At 66.7% G+C, this 17085-nt stretch carries 17 protein-coding genes and 2 tRNA genes; 5 read left to right on the top strand and 14 right to left on the bottom strand.

What is annotated here, in order from left to right; genetic code table 11:
- Window positions 1-1448: type I DNA topoisomerase (gene topA / locus ACEQZD_RS05830; RefSeq protein WP_370184550.1), on the bottom strand; the 1448-nt coding region annotated here is incomplete at its 3' end.
- Between the two features lie 322 nt (window positions 1449-1770).
- Between topA and ACEQZD_RS05835 the strand changes: the two genes are divergently transcribed.
- A complete protein-coding gene (locus ACEQZD_RS05835) occupies window positions 1771-2223 on the top strand; it encodes a universal stress protein (protein WP_142949432.1) in 453 nt (150 codons plus the stop codon).
- A gap of 204 nt (window positions 2224-2427) precedes the next feature.
- On the opposite strand, the gene ACEQZD_RS05840 is transcribed toward ACEQZD_RS05835, so the two are convergent.
- The gene (locus ACEQZD_RS05840; RefSeq protein ID WP_142949433.1) at window positions 2428-3087 is read right to left on the bottom strand and encodes a cyclic nucleotide-binding domain-containing protein; all 660 of its coding nucleotides are present in this window, start codon (window positions 3085-3087) and stop codon (window positions 2428-2430) included.
- Window positions 3088-3257: 170 nt separating this feature from the next.
- Here ACEQZD_RS05840 and lexA point away from each other — a divergent pair, with 170 nt between their 5' ends.
- From lexA to ACEQZD_RS05855, 3 genes are read left to right on the top strand one after another with little or no spacing between them, the layout of a single operon-like run.
- A complete protein-coding gene (gene lexA, locus ACEQZD_RS05845) occupies window positions 3258-3872 on the top strand; it encodes a transcriptional repressor LexA (protein WP_142949434.1) in 615 nt (204 codons plus the stop codon).
- Window positions 3862-4374, top strand: coding sequence for a DUF1499 domain-containing protein (locus ACEQZD_RS05850; RefSeq protein WP_228548226.1), 513 nt, complete (start codon window positions 3862-3864; stop codon window positions 4372-4374). The genes lexA and ACEQZD_RS05850 overlap by 11 nt, the downstream gene beginning before the upstream one ends.
- Before the next feature lie 5 nt (window positions 4375-4379).
- Complete coding sequence (locus ACEQZD_RS05855; protein ID WP_335628553.1) at window positions 4380-5207, top strand: TatD family hydrolase; 828 nt, start codon at window positions 4380-4382, stop codon at window positions 5205-5207.
- On the opposite strand, the gene ACEQZD_RS05860 is transcribed toward ACEQZD_RS05855, so the two are convergent.
- The 3 genes from ACEQZD_RS05860 to rlmKL are packed head-to-tail and all read right to left on the bottom strand — an operon-like array spanning window position 5182 to window position 7831.
- Window positions 5182-5490, bottom strand: coding sequence for a DUF6482 family protein (locus ACEQZD_RS05860; protein ID WP_142949436.1), 309 nt, complete (start codon window positions 5488-5490; stop codon window positions 5182-5184). The two genes, ACEQZD_RS05855 and ACEQZD_RS05860, sit on opposite strands and share 26 nt — an antisense overlap.
- Before the next feature lie 2 nt (window positions 5491-5492).
- A complete protein-coding gene (locus ACEQZD_RS05865; RefSeq protein WP_067611035.1) occupies window positions 5493-5717 on the bottom strand; it encodes a glutaredoxin family protein in 225 nt (74 codons plus the stop codon).
- Entirely contained in the window at window positions 5717-7831 is a 2115-nt protein-coding gene (rlmKL, locus tag ACEQZD_RS05870) for a bifunctional 23S rRNA (guanine(2069)-N(7))-methyltransferase RlmK/23S rRNA (guanine(2445)-N(2))-methyltransferase RlmL (RefSeq protein ID WP_335628555.1), read from the bottom strand. Before rlmKL ends, ACEQZD_RS05865 begins: the two co-directional genes overlap by 1 nt.
- 256 nt (window positions 7832-8087) lie before the next feature.
- On the opposite strand from rlmKL, the gene rmf reads away from it, so the two are divergent.
- Window positions 8088-8294 (top strand): ribosome modulation factor, encoded by a 207-nt coding sequence (rmf, locus tag ACEQZD_RS05875; protein WP_142949460.1) that lies wholly within the window; start codon window positions 8088-8090, stop codon window positions 8292-8294.
- Between the two features lie 118 nt (window positions 8295-8412).
- Here the strand turns inward: rmf and ACEQZD_RS05880 are convergent, their stop codons facing one another.
- The 9 genes from ACEQZD_RS05880 to ACEQZD_RS05920 form a co-directional block, all read right to left on the bottom strand.
- Entirely contained in the window at window positions 8413-9411 is a 999-nt protein-coding gene (locus ACEQZD_RS05880; protein ID WP_335628556.1) for a quinone-dependent dihydroorotate dehydrogenase, read from the bottom strand.
- A 53-nt stretch (window positions 9412-9464) separates the two neighbouring features.
- Entirely contained in the window at window positions 9465-12095 is a 2631-nt protein-coding gene (gene pepN / locus ACEQZD_RS05885) for an aminopeptidase N (RefSeq protein ID WP_370184555.1), read from the bottom strand.
- Window positions 12095-12376: a YeaC family protein gene (locus ACEQZD_RS05890; protein WP_370184557.1), complete on the bottom strand. Its 282-nt coding sequence runs from the start codon at window positions 12374-12376 to the stop codon at window positions 12095-12097. The genes pepN and ACEQZD_RS05890 overlap by 1 nt, the downstream gene beginning before the upstream one ends.
- A gap of 77 nt (window positions 12377-12453) precedes the next feature.
- Window positions 12454-13344, bottom strand: a complete 891-nt coding sequence (locus ACEQZD_RS05895; RefSeq protein WP_142949441.1) for an NAD(+) kinase — start codon at window positions 13342-13344, stop codon at window positions 12454-12456.
- 35 nt (window positions 13345-13379) lie between these two features.
- A complete protein-coding gene (locus ACEQZD_RS05900) occupies window positions 13380-14453 on the bottom strand; it encodes a cyclic nucleotide-binding domain-containing protein (RefSeq protein ID WP_214013867.1) in 1074 nt (357 codons plus the stop codon).
- 120 nt (window positions 14454-14573) lie between these two features.
- Entirely contained in the window at window positions 14574-15944 is a 1371-nt protein-coding gene (locus ACEQZD_RS05905; protein ID WP_370184559.1) for a hypothetical protein, read from the bottom strand.
- Window positions 15945-16594: 650 nt separating this feature from the next.
- Window positions 16595-16671 (bottom strand) — tRNA-Asp (locus tag ACEQZD_RS05910).
- A gap of 41 nt (window positions 16672-16712) precedes the next feature.
- Window positions 16713-16788, bottom strand: a tRNA-Val gene (locus ACEQZD_RS05915).
- A gap of 100 nt (window positions 16789-16888) precedes the next feature.
- On the bottom strand, window positions 16889-17085 hold a 197-nt coding region (locus ACEQZD_RS05920), incomplete at its 5' end, for a hypothetical protein (RefSeq protein WP_370184562.1).

Raw genomic sequence — 17085 nt, forward strand, 5'->3', positions numbered from 1 at the left:
TGGTTGGCGTCCACCTGATCGATGTCGAGCACGTCGCCCTGCTTGAGATCGGGCAGCACGGTGTCCTCGGCGCCCTTGCGCGACGCCTGGGGCTGGATGCGGGTCCAGCCGTCGAACTTGACGATGCGACCGCGCGCCTTGAGCTCGTAGCCGTCGGCCTCGGCGGTGATGGTGGTGCTCAGGTACTCCGCCGGCGGCATCTGGCAGGCGATGAACTGGCGGCGGATCAGCTCGTAAAGGCGCTGGGCGTCGCGCTCCATGTCCTTGAGGTTGCTGGCGTCGCGCTTCACGTCCGAGGGGCGGATCGCCTCGTGGGCTTCCTGGGCACCGTCGCGGTTGGAGTACCGCAGCGGCTGCTCGGGCAGGTACTTGTTACCCAGTTGCTCGCCGATCCAGGCGCGGCAGTCGTTGACCGCATCCGCGCTCAGGTTGGTGGAATCGGTACGCATATAGGTGATGTGGCCGGCCTCGTAGAGGCGCTGGGCCATCATCATGGTCTTCTTCACCCCGAAGCCCAGGCGCGTGCTGGCGGCCTGCTGCAGGGTGGAGGTAATAAAGGGAGGCGGCGCCTTGGAGCGGGTCGGGCGCTCCTCGCGCTGGCTGATGGTGAGCTTGCCGGCGGCCACCAGGGCGGCGCGGTGCTTCTCCGCGTCGTCGCCGTTGTTGGGGCGGAAGTTCTCGCCCCGGTAACGGGCCACCTGCATGCGGATGGCGTCCGCCGCGTTGGCCGTGTTATGGGTGTCGGCGTGCAGCTCCCAGTACTCTTCCGGGGTGAAGGCGCGGATTTCCCGCTCGCGCTCCACCACCAGCTCCACCGCCACCGATTGCACCCGGCCGGCGGACAGGCCGCGGGCGATCTTTTCCCACAGCAGCGGCGAGATCATGAAGCCCACCACCCGGTCCAGGAAGCGGCGCGCCTGCTGGGCTTCCACCCGGCTCATGTCGAGCTTGCCCGGCTCCTCGAAGGCGGCCTGGATCGCTTTCTTGGTGATCTCGTTGAACACCACCCGGTCGAAGCGCTGGTCGTCGCCGCCGATCACTTCCCGCAGGTGCCAGGCGATCGCCTCCCCTTCGCGGTCCAAGTCAGTGGCGAGGTAGATGCGGTCGGCGCTGCCGGCGAGCCGCTTGAGCTCGTCGATCACCTTTTCCTTGCCCGGCAGGATCTGATACTGCGCCTGCCAGCCGTGGTCCGGGTCCACGCCCATGCGGTTGATCAGCTGCGCGCGGGCCTTCTTCTTTTTATAGGCTTCACGCTCCTCCTTCGGCAGTGAGCGGGTATAGGCCGCTTCTTTGGCCCGCTCCTTGGGGGTACTGGTCTTGGCGCCGCCGCTTACCGGCAGGTCACGCACATGGCCGACACTGGATTTGACCACGAAATCATCGCCCAGATAGCGATTAATGGTCTTGGCCTTGGCCGGCGATTCCACGATTACAAGGGATTTACCCATTCGTTGCTCACCCGATCATGAGAAGCTGCGTCATAAGAAACCTCTGAGGCCTGACCGCCACGGCGGTGAAAATTCGCCGGGCAGGACACGCCTCAGAGGTCGGGCCGGGGCCTTTGCGGACCCCGGCGGGCGCCTATTTAGACAGCGCCGGTATCGTCCGGTCAAGCACCGGGGTCGCCGGCGACGCCGCCCGGAAGCCCTCCAGGCCGCGCCGGCCATGGCGTCGCGGCGCCTTTCACGGTGGGCTGGCAGAGCCCGCCGAGAAGGCTATACTCGGCGTGAAGGTACTGAAAACAACCTCTGCCGGTTAAGGGAGAACACCATGACCTCACCCTATCGAAAGGTACTGGTGGCGATTGATTGCAGCGACGAATCCGCCGAGGTTCTGTCCCGTGCGGCGGGGGTCCAGGAAGGCACCGACGGGGAATTACACCTGATCCACGTGATCGAACCGCTGGCGCTGGCCTACGGCGCCGACGTGCCGATGGACGTCACCGACCTGCAAAGCGGCCTGGTCAAGCAGGCCCGCGACACGGCGCTGGAATACGCCGGCCACTACCGGATTCCGGAAAGCCGCATCCATGTGGAACTGGGGTCGATCGAAAAAACCATCCTCGACAAGGCCGACGACATCGGCGCCGATCTGATCGTGGTCGGCAGCCACACCCGCAGCGGCCTCGCCCTGCTGCTCGGCTCCACCGCGCGCGGCCTGGTGCCCGGCGCCCACTGCGACGTGCTCGCCGTGAAAATGGACAAGCGCAAGAAGGAAAGCTAGCCGGATCGGAGCCTCTGAGGCTTCAGGGAGCCAAGCTTTGTGGGAGCGGGCCCTGTGGGAGCGGGCCTTGCCCGCGAAAGGGAGCAAAGCTCCCGGCAGGATCCCAGAGGCTCTTTTATGAAGCCGCCAACAAGGTCTCTGGTATCCTGCCGGGCGGCCTGGCGGCGCCCTTTCGCGGGCAAGGCCCGCTCCCACAGGGTGCCATTAGGTGAGTTGGGCGTTACCAGTGGCGCTGGGCGGCTTAGTGTTCCACCTGTAAAGCAGCCCGGCGAGTTCGCGGGCTTGCGTTTTGAGCGCGGCCAGCTCTTCGTCGCTGTCCCGGGGGCCGGTGAAGATCGGCACCTTACGCAGCGCCGCCACCAGCTCCTGGTCCGGCGCCTGCATCCGCTGCACTTCCACCGCCCAGCGGATCTGATGCACCAGCATATGGAAGAACGCCAGCCGGGTGGCCAGCGTGTAGGGCGAGTCGGGGCGGTCGAAATCGGTGAATTCCAGCTTCGCCATCACCGCCTCGCGGGCGGCGTCCGCCACGCGGATGGTGGCGCTGCGGGCGGTGCCCAGCAGCATGGACAGGGTGCCGAACACCTCGCCGGGGGACACGTAATACAGCACCGCCGAGGGTGCGCCGTCGGCGCTCTCGCCCTGCACCACCAGCTGGCCGCGCAGCAGAAAGTACAGTGACGATTCCACTTCCCCGGCGCGGATCACCCGGTCACCGGGCCCGGCCTCGATGATTTCCGTGCGCGCCAGAAGCAGCGCCCGCTGGTCCGCGTCGTCACGCGCCACCTCGTTGAAAAACGGCACGCCGGAAAGCAGTGCCTCCACCCGCGCGTGATCCGATTCCTGCCATTGGGCGTGCTTCATGTCTCCCCTCTTCCCCGTGTATGGCGGCCTCATCCTAGCCCGAACGTTTCCCGGATTGCCACCGCCGAACAGGCCCTGTTCACTCGTACGGTGCAAAAAACCACTGGACATATTACACTGTCCGTATTATCAGTGTACGTAACAGCGGAACCGTGCCCGAGGAGGCCGACATGAGCATCGCATTAACCGCACGCCAACAGCAGGTTCTCGATTGCATTCGTGCGTCCCAGATGGAGACCGGCATGGCCCCGACCCGGGCTGAAATCGCCGAACGCATGGGCTTTCAATCGAAGAACGCCGCGTCCGACCACCTGCGCGCCCTGGAGCGCAAGGGCTACATCCGCCTGCACGGCGACCGCTCGCGGGGCATCCAGCTTCTCGATCTGGCCCTGGAGATGGGCGATGAGGTGCCGGTGGTGGGCAAGGTCGCCGCCGGTACCCCGATCGAGGCGATCGAAAACGTGGAGCGCACCGTGCCGGTGCCCCAGGGGCTGTTTCGCCAGCGCCCCACCTATCTTCTCAAGGTCCAGGGCGATAGCATGATCGAAGCCGGCATTTTCGACGGTGACCTGATCGCGGTTCGCAAAAGCCAGACCGCCCGGTCCGGCGAGATCGTGGTGGCGCGCATTGACGATGAAGTCACGGTGAAAACCCTTAAACTGAACCGCTCCAGCGCCACGCTGCTGCCGGCCAACGACGCCTACGCGCCGATCCGCGTGGCCGCCGACGAGCTGATGATCGAGGGTATTTTCGTGGGTCTGATCCGTGATCCCAATGCGCATTGACACCGTTAACCGCCTTCTGGCGACCCTGTTGCTGGGCATCGCTCTGGCCGCCTGCCAGGGCAACGCCGGCGCCGGCGACGACGCCAGTAACGAGAGTAGTGAGAGACAGAACCGTATGTCGGACACCCGTTTGCTAGCCCCCTGCCCGTCCGCGCCGAACTGCGTGTCGAGCCTTGCCGAGGACGAACGCCACCGGGTGGCGCCGCTGCCCGGCGCCGGCAACCGCGCCGACAGCCTGGCGATGCTGGAAGAGGTGCTCGACACCCTGCCCAGGGTGGCCTACGAGCGGATCGGTCCGGCCCGCATTCAGGCCCGCTTCACCAGCCGGATTCTGCGGTTCGTTGATGATGTGACCCTGTACGTGCACGACGACGGTCTGATCGACGTGCGCTCCGCCTCGCGCATAGGTTACTGGGACCTGGGCGCCAACCGGCGCCGGGTGGAAGACCTGCGCGAGCGCCTCAACGCGCGCCTTGGACAACCCCAGCCCAGCCACGGATGAGCGGCATGCCGGAGCACGGCCCGCGCTGGGCGGACATCGGCGTCAATCTTGGCGACAAGCAGTTCGCCGAAGACAGTGAGCAGGTGCTGGCCCGCGCCGCCGACAGCGGCGTGGCCCTGATGTTGCTCACCGGCACCAGTGTGCCGGAGTCGGAAGCCGCCGTGGCGCTGTGCCGGCAATGGGCCGACGCCGGCCCGGCCCTGTTCGCCACCGCCGGCATTCACCCGCACAACGCCCGCTTTTTCGACGCCGAGGCCGGCCACGCGCTGGCCGGGCTGCTGGCGCACCCCGAGGTGGCGGCGGCCGGGGAGATGGGCCTGGACTTCAACCGCGACTTCTCGCCCCGGGACGACCAGGAAAGCGCCTTCGAGGCACAGCTGGCGCTGGCCGCCGAGGCCGGCAAGCCGGTGTTCCTGCATCAGCGCGACGCCCACCACCGTTTCCTGCCGATTCTGAAAGCCTGGCGGCACAAGCTGCCCGCCGCCGTGGTGCACTGCTTCACCGATCAGCGCGAGGCCCTGTTCGACTACCTGGATCTGGATTGCCACATCGGCATCACCGGCTGGGTGTGCGATGAGCGGCGCGGCTGCGCCCTGGCGGCGCTGGTGCCGGAGATTCCCGGCGACCGCCTGCTGCTGGAAACCGACGCGCCCTATCTGCTGCCCCGGGATCTGCCGGAGAAGCCACCGCGCAAGCGCCGCAATGAGCCCTGCTATCTGCCCTGGATCGGGCGGCGCGTCGCCGGTCTGCGCGGCGAGAGTGAAGCAGACTTGGCGGCGCGTACCTTTGCCAATACCCGCGCTTTTCTCAGGCTTTCTCTGCCCGCCAGTTGAAGTCGACTTCCAGCGGCGGTTGCGGGCCGTCTTCGGGCTGGCCGGCCATTTCCGCGTAGGGCGAGTTGTGCACCAGCACCGCCTTGTCGGTGGTCATCTTGCCGAGCACGTTGTTGGCGTGCTCGGCGCCGTTAAAGCGCACGATCTGGCCTTTCTCGTCCACCACGTGGTAGCTCACGCCGTCGATCTCCACCTGCACGATGCAGATCGACAGCGTCACCGACCGCAGCAGCACCTTTTCCACGTGCCGTCCGTTGAGTTTCTTAACGGTAATCTTTTCCATCTTTACTCCGAAAGCAGCGCCTGAATGTCGAGCAACCCGAACGGCCAGGCGAGCTCGCGGTCGCCGTGGCGCAGCACCGGGATACGCTCGCCGTACTCCGCGATAAGGGTATCGTCCTCGGCGATATCCACCGCGTGAATATCGATTTCCGGGTTCACGGTGAGCAGCAGGTCGCGGGCCTGGTCGCACAGGTGGCAGCCCAGGGTGGTGTATAGCACGACGGTCATCAAAGGGTTCCGTGTCGGATCGCGTAGCAATGGTGGATGGCGCTGTTGCGGCGGAAGTCCTCCGGCAGGCTCCAGGCGGTCAGGTCCTCCACCTGATACCAGCGGGCGATGCTTTCCTCCAGCTCGAAGCGGCGGAAGTTGCAGGAAAAGTAGAGCACGCCGCCGGGCTCCAGGCGCTTCATGATGCGCCGGATCAGCTCGCCGTGGTGCTCCTGGACCACGAAGTCCTGGCGGGACTTGTTGTTGGAGAAGGTGGGCGGATCGCAGAACACCACGTCGAACTGCTCCTGGCAGTCCTCCAGCCAGGCCATGGCGTCGGCGCGCACCAGCGGGTGCGCCTCGCTGGAAAAGCCGTTCACCGCCAGATTGCAGGCCGCCCAGTCCAGGTAGCGTCGCGAGGCGTCCACCGTCACCGCCCGGCGGGCGCCGCCCACCAGCGCCTGCACGCTGGCCGCGCCGGTGTAGGCGAACAGGTTGAGGAAGCGCTTGCCGGCGCACTCCTCGGCGAGCCGCAGCCGCAGCGGGCGGTGGTCCAGGAACAGGCCGGTGTCCAGATAGTCGTTCAGGTTCACCAGCAGGCGCGCCTGGCCCTCGCGCACCACCCGGTACTGGCCCTGGCCGTCCAGCTTCTGGTACTGGCGGTTGCCCTTCTGCCGCTCGCGGGTGCGCAGGTGCACCTGCTCGCGGTGCACGCCCAGGGCCGCGCGCACCGCGCTCACCGCCCACTGGCGGCGCTGTTTCGCCTTGTCCTCGTCGACGGTCTTGGGCGCCTTGAACTCCTGCACCAGCGCCTGATCGCCGTACACGTCCACCGCCACGTTGAATTCCGGCAGGTCCCGGTCGTAGAGGCGGTAGGCCTGAATGTCCTCGCGCTCCAGCCAGCGGCGCAGGTGCTTGCCGTTCTTGCGCAGGCGGTTGAACAGCGGCATGGCCGGTTCCGGCAGCTCGAAACCGGGCGCGTCGCCGACCCGCAGCGGCGGCTGCGGCGCCGGCGGGCGCGGCCGGCTGACGCGGATAAAATTGTTCAACGCGCCGTTGCGCACCTTCCACTGCTGGGTCATGTCCATGCCGGAGCGGTCCAGCGCGGCCACGTCCGCGCCCAGCATCACCGCCGTCCAGGCCGGCGCCTTCTCGCCGAGGATGCGGCCCAGGCCGGCGTACAGCCAGGCGGCGCTGGTCTGCTCGTCCAGCCGTTCGCCCCAGGGCGGGTTGGTGGCCAGCAGCCCCTGGTCGGCGAAATCACGGCCGCGCAGGGCGCCCAGCTCGCGCCGCTCGAAATGCACCCGCCGGCGCACCCCGGCGCGCTCGGCGTTGTGCAGCGCGTACTGAATGGTGTCCGGGTCGGCGTCGAAGCCCTTCAGCGACGGCAGGCCCTTGAGCCCGCCCTCCAGGCTGGCGGCGGCTTCGCGCAGGGCCTCTTCCCAGAGCGGCTTGCGGCAGCCGCGCCAGGCCTGGAAGCCGTACTCGCGGCGCAGCGCGCCGGGCGCCACGCCGGCGGCCATCCAGGCCGCCTCGATCACCAGGGTGCCGCTGCCGCAGAACGGGTCCAGCAACGCCGCCGGCCGCTCCTCGCGGTGCCAGCCGCCGGCGCGCAGCAACGCCGCCGCCAGATTCTCGCGCAGCGGCGCCCGGCCGCCGGCCAGCCGGTAACCACGCCGGTGCAGCGGCGTGCCGGCCAGGTCCAGCCACAGGCGGGCGCTGTTTTCGTCCAGCCGGGCACGCACCGCGCAGGCGCCCTCCTCGCGCCGGGCCTGGCCGATCTCCGGCGGCAAGGCACGCAGCAGCCGCTTGCCGCTGACGCGGCTGTCGCCGCGCACGCCCTTGCCGTGGTCCAGGCTCAGATGCAGGTCCACGCCGGGCGGCACCAGGGCCCGCCAGTCCACCGCCGCCGCCAGCCGCTCCGGCGCCTGGTCCGGGGTCACGTCCAGTTCCGCCAGCGGCACCAGCACCCGCTCCGCCAGGCGCGACCACAGGCAGGCCCGCAGGGCGTCCTGCTGCAGGCCCTGAATCCCCACATGGGCGTTACCCGGATCTGTTACCGAGATGCCCAATTCGGTGAGCTCGTCGGCGAGCAAGGGGCCCAGGCCGGGCAGACAGGTAATTACGAAATCCATGGGTTTTGCCCTGCAAGTGCCTGTTTTAAAGACGGAAATGAAAAATTCATCGGTTGGACCATTATTCGTCACACGCTTAAACGGCGCCACCATTATGGCGACATGTTATTCGACACCCTCTTCCCCCTTTCACATACTCAAAGCGTGGCCCTTCGAAAAGGTGACCGGGGGGCCGCAGCTTACTGACCGTCGCCGCAATCGGCAAAGCGGCACTGCGAATAAGCCAACAGGCGTACAAGCCAAGAGGATCGTGTCTATGAAAAGACAGAAACGCAGTCGTGATGAAAGAGCTTACAGCCGGGGGTACCTGGCCGGATTTCAAGGCAGGCCCAGGGACTTTTGCCCCTTCGGCGCATTGCAGGCCCGCACCCACTGGATGAGCGGTTGGCGCGAGGGCCGCACGAATCAGGTACAAGGCATGGTCGGCGTGGCCGGCATCCAGAATTTGAAAGACGTCACCTAATCGTTATTTCGCGTTAAGAGGACATTGCACAAAACCTGTTTTCGATCAGCGCCGGCGCTTCGCGCGTCGACCCCACAGGGCCCCTCCCGGGCCCTTTTCTTTTGCCACCTTTAAAAACCTACCAGGCGCGGACAATGTCCCCGACCAGCCCGGGGCCCTGGTAAATGAGGCCCGAATAGACCTGCACCAGCGAGGCGCCCAGACGCCGCTTGTCGAGGGCGTCGCCGGCGCCGCTGATGCCGCCCACCCCGATGATCGGAATGCGGCCGTCCAGGGCCTTGGCCATGGTGGCCAGGGCCCGGTCGGCGATCGGCTTCAGGGGCGCGCCGCTCAGGCCGCCCTGCTCGTCGCCGTGGCGCAGGTGCGCCACGCCGGGCCGTTCCAGGGTGGTGTTGCCCACGCAGACGCCGTCGATGCCGTGGCGCACGAACGCCTCCGCCATGGCCGCCAGTTCCTCTTCGCTGTTGTCCGGCGCGATCTTGATCACCAGCGGCACGGTCACGCCGCGCTGCTGATCCAGGCGGGTCTGCGCCTCGCGCAGGGTGCCGAGCAGGCGGTCCAGGGCGTCGCCGTGCTGCAGGTCGCGCAGGCCGGGGGTGTTCGGCGAGGAGACGTTGACCACCAGGTAGCCGGCCAGGCCGTGCACCTTGTCCTGGCAGAGCCGATAGTCGTCCACCGCCTGCTCCGCCGGGGTGTCCTTGTTCTTGCCGATGTTGATGCCCAGCACGCCCTGGAAACGGGCCGCGCGCACGTTGTTCACCAGGGCGTCAACGCCGTGGTTGTTAAACCCCATGCGGTTGATCAGCGCCCCGGCCGGCGGCAGCCGGAACAGGCGGGGCTTGGGGTTGCCCGGCTGCGGGCGCGGGGTGACGGTGCCCACCTCGATGCTGCCGAAGCCCAGCGCCGCCAGGCCGTCGATGCAGTCGCCGTTCTTATCCAGGCCCGCCGCCAGCCCCACCGGGTTGGGGAAATCCAGCCCCATCACCCGCACCGGCCGCGCCGGCACCCGCGCCGGATAGAGCCTGCCGGCGCCCCGGCGCAGCGCGGCGAGGGTCAGGTCGTGGGCCTGCTCCCCGGACAGGGCGAACAGGGCGGGACGGGCAAGCTGGTAAAGCATGGGTGGCGGCTCCTCGGTTGGCGGCGCGGATTATACCGGGAGCCGGGACCACGTTACAGGATGCGGTCGAGGACCTCGGCCAGGTTGGCGGAAGCGGCGGGACGCAGCTCGCGCAGGGCGGCGCTCAGCTGCTCGGCCAGGGCCGGCTCCAGGCGCTGCAGGCGGGCGGCGCCGTTGGCCAGCCGCGCGGCGATCTGCGGGTTGATGCCGTCGAGCTTTTTCAGCGCCCGAGCGAAGAACGCATAGCCGCTGCCGTCCGGCGCGTGGAACGCGGACGGGTTGCCGTTGACCAGGGTGCCGACCACGGCGCGCACCCGGTTGGGCAGCGTCCATTCAAAGGCATCGTGGGCCAGCAGGCCCTCCGCCCGCGCCACGGTATCGGCGCCGGGCACGGTGGCCTGCACCGCGAACCACTGATCCATCACCAGGGCCTCGTCGCGCCAGTGCTGGGCGAAGGCCGCCAGCGCCGGCTCGGCACCGGGCAGCTGGTTGTGCACCAGGGCGCGCAGGGCGCCCAGTTCCTCGGTCATGCAGGTCGGGGTGTCCAGCATGGCCTGCAGTTGCGCCACCAGTTTGTCGCGGTCGCCACGGCCGGCGCCGGCGGCGGCGGACAGGTACGCCAGCGCCACCTGACGCAGACGGCGTTTGCCCATGGCCTCGCCGTCGGCGCGGTATTCCGGTTCCGCCAGTTCCTCCACCAGACGCCACCAGGACGCCGCCAGGGCCTCGCCGAGGCCGGCGCGCAGGGCGCTGAGGGCGTCGTGCACGGCCTGCGGGCGCAACGGCGTGTGCCGGTCGCCGACCGCGGTTTCGGTGGGCAGGGTGAGCAGCAGCGCGGCCTCCGCCGGGTCTTCACCGGCGCGCTGGATCACCTGCTCCAGCACCGGGGTGAGCCGGTCGAGCTGCGCGGCGGCGTCCTCGCCGTCGTCGATGATCCGCGCCAGGGCGGCGAAATAGAGCCGCTGCGCCGCGTCCCAGCGGCAGAAGCCGTCGCTGTCGTGGGCCAGCAGCGTGATCAGCTGCGCTTCCTTGAACGGGTAGCGCAGCGACACCGGCGCCGAGAAGCCGCGCAGCAGCGACGGCGTCGGGATGCGGTCCGTGGCCACCGGGAAACGGAAGGTCTGCTCGCCGTCACGCAGGATCACCACGGTTTCGGTGGCGCCGCTGTCGTCCAGCGGCAGCGCGCGGCCCTGGCCGTCGAGCAGCGCCAGCTTGACCGGAATCATCAGCGGCTGCTTGTCGCTCTGCCCCGGGGTGGGCGGCGTTTCCTGGCGCAGCGTGAGCTGGTATTCGCCGTCGGCGAAACGGTCGGAGGCGGTCACCAGCGGCGTGCCCGCCTGGCTGTACCAGCGCTTGAACTGGCTCAGGTCCAGGCCGGACACCTCTTCCATGCAGGCGACGAAGTCGTCGCAGGTCACCGCCTGGCCGTCGAACCGCTCGAAGTAGAGATCGCTGGCGCGGCGGAAATCCTCCGCGCCCAGCAGCTCGTGCTGCATGCGCACGATTTCCGAGCCTTTCTCGTAGACGGTGAGGGTGTAGAAGTTGTCGATCTTCTGATATTCCGAGGGCCGCACCGGGTGCGCCATGGGGCCCTGGTCTTCCGGAAACTGATGGTTGACCAGGAAATCCACGTTCTCCACCCGGGTCACCGCGCGGGAGTTCATGTCCGAGGAGAATTCCTGGTCACGGAACACCGTGAAGCCTTCCTTGAGGCTGAGCTGGAACCAGTCCCGGCAGGTCACCCGGTTGCCGCTCCAGTTGTGGAAGTACTCATGGGCGACCACCGATTCCACCCGCTCGAAGCCGGCGTCCGTGGTGGTGGCCGGATGGGCCAGCACGCAGGAGGTGTTGAAGATGTTCAGGCCCTTGTTTTCCATGGCGCCCATGTTGAAGTGGCTGACCGCCACCACCTGGAAGATATCCAGGTCGTACTCGCGGCCGAACACCTGCTCGTCCCAGGCCATGGCCCGCTTCAGGGAATCCATGGCGTGGCCCAGCTTGTCCAGATCGCGGTGCTCGGCGTACAGGCGCAGCGCCACGTTCCGGCCGGAGGCGGTGCGGAAGCTGTCTTCCAGGCAGGCCAGATCGCCGGCCACCAGCGCGAACAGATAGCAGGGCTTGGGGAAGGGGTCGTCCCAGGTGGCGAAGTGGCGGCCACCGTCCTCGTCGCCGCCGTCCACCGGGTTACCGTTGGAGAGCAACAGCGGATAGGCGGCCCGGTCGGCGTGGATGGTGGTGGTGAACCGGCTGAGCACGTCCGGCCGGTCCGGGAAAAAGGTGATGCGGCGGAAGCCTTCCGCTTCGCACTGGGTGCAGTACATGCCGTTGGAGCGGTACAGCCCTTCCAGGGCGGTGTTGCTCTCCGGATGGATGCGCACCCTGGAGGTCAGGGTGAACTGCTCCGGCACGCCCGACACCGTGAGCCGGCCTTCCTCAAGCCGGTAGTCCTGCTCGCCGAGCGGACGGTCGTCCACGCTCAGGGAAAGCAGCTCCAGATGTTCGCCGTCCAGCACCAGCTCGCCCGGGCGGTCGTCACGGGCGGGATTGCGGCGCACCGCCAGCTCGGCGGTGACGGTGGCGTGGCCGTCACGCAGGTCCACGTCCAGGCGGGTGTGATCCACCAGCCAGGCCGGCGGGCGGTAGTCGGTGAGCCGGGTGACCGGCGCGGGGTTGCCGTCTCTCATCAATGTTCTCCGGGTCGTCGCGCGGGGCGCAGGTCCACCGGTTGGTCCGGGGCCTCGCTGTCGGCGCTCTTGCAGTTACTGGGGACGTAACCGCTACGTTCTTCCTCGGGCAGATTGCGCACTTCCCAGGCGATCACCGCCTGCATGCACAAGGCGCGCTGCTCGTCGCTGACCCGGCGGCCGTCCGGCCAGCGGCCGGTCTCCACCGCGGTGCGCATGTTGTGCCACACCTCCAGGGTCATGCCGTCGATAAGATCCTCGAAGGAAGGGGAAGAAGCCATGGCGTACCTATCTACCTGTCAATCGCTGTGCGTGGAGTAATGGGGCTTAGGATACAGGATGCAAGTGAAGCTTGCGGCTAGTTGCCGTCACCGGGGCGGGTGCTCCAGCCCAGCTTGGAACGGCAGGCCTGGTAAAAATCGTGGCCCGGCGGGTGGATCAGCCGCAGGCGGTGGGGCTTCTTGCGGATCGCGATCACGTCCTCGGCCTGCAGGCGGATGCCGGCGGTGCCGTCGCAGCTGACCAGCGGGTTCACCTTCTCGGTGGTGATGTGGATCTTGATCTCGCTGTTGCCGTCCACCACCAGCGGCCGGCTGGTCAGGGTGTGGGGGTTGAGCGGCACCAGCACCATGGCGTCCAGGCGCGGGTGCATGATCGGCCCGCCGCCGGACAGGGCGTAGGCGGTGGAGCCGGTGGGCGTGGAAATGATCAGGCCGTCGGAGCGCTGGCCGTACACGAACAGGCCGTCGATGGTGAGCTCGAAGTCGATCATGTGGACGCTGTCACCGGAGAGCAGCACCACGTCGTTGAGGGCGCTGCCCTCCCCCATCACGGTCTTGCCGCGCCGTACTTCCATATCCAGCAGGAAGCGGCGCTCGGTGGTGTAGTCGCCGTCCAGCACCTGGCCGACCCGGGATTCGATCTCCGAGGGCAGAATGTCGGTGAGAAAGCCCAGATGGCCGCGGTTGATGCCCAGCACCGGCACGTCGAAGCGGGCCAGATCGCGGGCCGCGCCCAGCAGGCTGCCGTCGCCGCCCACCACGATCACCAGATCACAGGCGTCGCCCATTTGCGAGGCCTTGGCGGCCTGCAGGCCGGATTCCGGGAGGCTGCCGGCGATCGCCCGGTCGAGGATCACGGTGCAGTCGCGACCGTGCAGAAAGTGGATCAGCTGCCGCACCGAATACAGCGTTTGTTCACTCTCGGTGCGCGCGATCAGACCGATATTGCGAAATTTTTCCTGGGACACGTTGTTCCTGCAACTAAGTAGACGCCGTCGGCGTGCTATTTCAGATAGTCCTGCAGGGTATCAGCATTGTTATTCAGACCGCCATCCAGCACGAACACATCCAGTCCGGCGTTTTTTAGCAGAAAGGCGGCGGTGGCGCTACGCCGACCGGTGTCGCAGTAGGCCACGTAGCGGCCGGCGGGGTCGAGCAGCCGGGATTTCAGGCGCAGCGCGCCAAGCGGAATATTGGTGGCGCCGGCCAGGTGCTGCTGGTCGAACTCGTCGGCGGTGCGCACATCCAGCCAGCGGGCGCCCTCCTCGATGCGCTCGCGGGCGTCCGCCGGGTCCAGGGTGTGGATCACCGGTTCGCGCAGCAGAGCGTCGAAGTCCTGGCGGTCCAGGCGCATCAGCACACCGTCGGTGGCCATGGTCACGGTGGCGTTGCGGGGCTTGCCGGAAAGCAGCGCCTCCTCGCCGAACCACTGGCCCTCCTCGAGCATCGCCACCGGCATGGCTTCGCTGCTTTTACCGCCCAGGGTGATCGCCACTTCGCACACCCCTTCCTTGATGATGTAGCAGCAATCCGCCTGCTCGCCCTGGGTGACGATGGCTTCGCCCTCCTTGCAGCGGCGCGCCCGCAGGCGGCGGAAAATTTCCAGGATATTGGCCGGCGGCACCCGGTGGAACAGCTTGGATTTAAGCAGCCGGATCATCCACTCCCGGTCGTGCTGGTAGGCGGCGTTGGCATTGATGTCGAGGATCACATAGCCGGCGGACTGGTCCCAGGACAGGATGGTGTCCAGCCGGAAGCTGTCGAAGCGCACCACGCTCACCTCGCCGACCGCCTTGCAGTCGTCCCGGCGCGGCTGGAAATGGCCCAGCGGGTGCCAGGACGCGCTGTCGCCGGCACTCACCACGGTGCGCTCGCCGTGCTCGCTGAACAGCTCCACTTCGCCGCTCAGCAGATAAATGGTGGTGTTGTCCCGGTCCCCCTGACGGAACAGCACATCGCCGGCCTCGTAGCGGCGCACTTCCTGCTGATCCAGCAGCCAGTCCAGCTGATCGCCCGACAGGGCGTTCACCGGCACGAAGGTCTGCAGCAGACTCTTGTCGATGGATTCACGAGCCATTCGAGCTCCCCCTGATTCATTCTTGTGTCGCGGTCCGCCCGCCCTTTATGGGGCTGACTAACCTGCCTGTACCTGCAAAAAACTTACCAACTCGCGGCCAGGTCCTTCCGCGACCCTTGTTTAGCGGAACCGGAGTACGTTATCGATGGACGAATCCGACCGGCAGTGCGGACAGCGGTTGGAGTTGCAATCCGACACCCCCGGCTTGAACTGATTGGGCACGTCCACGCGGATCACGCGCTTGCCGCAGCAGGCCTGGTCCGGGCCCACCGACACCTGGCACACCGGGTTTTCGTAGTGCGCCAGCCAGGCCCGGTAGTGGTCCTCGGTGACCAGGCACTTGCGGGCGGCGAAGGCCACCGGGTTGTCCATATAATCGGCGATCTGGTCGGCGGCCACGGACACATGCCCGGCCCCCGGGTGAAAGGCGATAAAGCTGAGGCCCAGGTTCTCCAGCTTATCGAGGATTTTCTGGCCGCCGGAGTGGGCCACCTTCATCTGGTCGCGCTTGAGCTCGGAGATTTCCGCGCGCAGCTGGTTGACCAGGTCGTCGCGGTTGAGCACATCCATTTCACGGCTGTGGATCTCATCGGCCAAGCGGGCGCGCTCTTCCTCCAGGCGCTGTTCCAGGGACAGCTTGTACTGCTCGGCCAGGCGCTCCACCTCGCTGCCCTGCTCCGCGTTACGGCCGGCGTGCTCTTCCAGGCTGCGGTTCAGGGACTCCACCTGCGCCTTGAGCGAGCCGTTCTGCTCACGCAGCGCCGCGTTCTGGGATTTCAGGGTTTTGAACTGCATCAGCACCTTTTCCAGCTGGGCGCTGAGAATCTCTTCCTTCTGCTGCTGGGCATAGCGGAGCTGGGCCATCTCCTCTTTCTGCCCGGTTTCCAGGGTGTGGATGCACAGCCGCAGTTCCTTGATGGTGCGCGCCAGACGCACCCGCTCCTCGTCGTCGTTCTTGCTCCTGGCGCCGTCGGCGGGTCGCACCGTGGGCACGTCCTCGCCGGACAGGGTGGGCACCGCCGCCGTCGGCGGCGGCAGATCGTCATCCACTTCCAGGCCCATCTTCGAGCCCCGGCTGCGCAGCAGATCCCGGGCCGCCACGAAATCATTGGCGCCGGGCTTCATCACCGGGTCCCACAGCTGGTCCTGGTGCCAGGCCACCGGACACTGGCTGCGGCAGGCCAGACGAATCGGACCGGCGCCCATGTCCGGGCCCGGGCCACCGTGTTCCGCCAGGTGTCGCAGGGGCACATTCCAAGTGGTGTCGGCCATGCCGTCGGCGTCGAAATCGATCAGAAAAAGCACCATGGCCTTGGCCCGCAACCGGCCGTTGACCAGGCAATAAGCGCCGCGCATTTCCTTACCGGCAAACTCGGGCACCCCCACCATGCCGTCCAGAATGGCTTCGAAATCGGCGTACAACATGCTTTTGCTGATGCCCTTCTCGCAATAGAACAGCACCGCTTCGGAGGTCACTGACGAACCCGCCATAAGCCTTCCCTTCGTTGTTATTTCTTCGCTGTTATCCGCGCGGCCAGTGACGGTATGCGTCACTCCTTGCCGCTGCCCGTCAGATTCAGCGCTGAAAAAAGTCCAGACGTTCCCAGCCGCAGCATATTCACAGCGGTAAGGGCAAAACAAGGAAGCCGGTCACCAAAAAGGGACCTTTTATCGCGGGGGGGCGGCGAGATGCCGTGGGGGTTACTGAATCGGGGGGAGTGTTCGGGGGCGGGCTTCAAGCTGCAAGCTACAAGCTACAAGCTGAAAACTCCGGGGTGGCACGGCTTGCTTGAGGCTTGAAGCTTGAGGCTTGTCGCCGGGGCATCAAAGCTCGACTCCGTCATCGGCGACGTCGTCGTCCAGGTCGTCGAGGCTTTCCAGCCACAGCTTTTCTTCCAGTTGGTCTTCCAGATATTCATCCATAGGGATACTCCATTCGGCCCACGGGGGCCTGTTTCAGTGTGTTCATCGGTAAGGTTAGAGCAGCGCCCGTGACGGCTTGATGACAATCGCGGCCGCGAACAGGGGCTACAGGGGGTTAGAACGGTGTCGGCGGGAAAGGTTCAGACAAACAAAAAGGCGACGCGGGCTAAGCCGGCGTCGCCATAAATCCAAACGGAAAACGAGAAAGATCATGAAGATGGCGGAGCGGACGGGACTCGAACCCGCGACCCCCGGCGTGACAGGCCGGTATTCTAACCAACTGAACTACCGCTCCAAACTCTTTACCGCACAGTCTGTCGTGCGTACTGCAAAATCTGGTGGGTGGTGACGGGATCGAACCGCCGACCCTCTGCTTGTAAGGCAGATGCTCTCCCAGCTGAGCTAACCACCCAGGTTCGCGTTGCGAAGTGGGCGCCATTTTAGGGATTGCGCCCGGGGTGTCAACGGCTTTTTTGCCCCGATGACACCGTTCGTTCATAAATTGCGCGTTGTCAGGCCTCGCGCTGCTCGACGAAGGTCTTGGCCGCTTCGAGGGTCGGGAACCGGCCCGGCAAAGGCCGCCCGTCCGGGCCGGCGACGATATAGTGGTCGACGCGCAGCTGCAGGGTGTCGCGCTGCAGCTCGCCCTCTTCGATGATGGTATGGCGCCCCCAGGCGATGCCGTTACCGATCATGCTTCGCCCACCAC

It is taken from the genome of Alloalcanivorax sp. (assembly GCF_964221125.1).
GTDB lineage: Bacteria > Pseudomonadota > Gammaproteobacteria > Pseudomonadales > Alcanivoracaceae > Alloalcanivorax > Alloalcanivorax venustensis.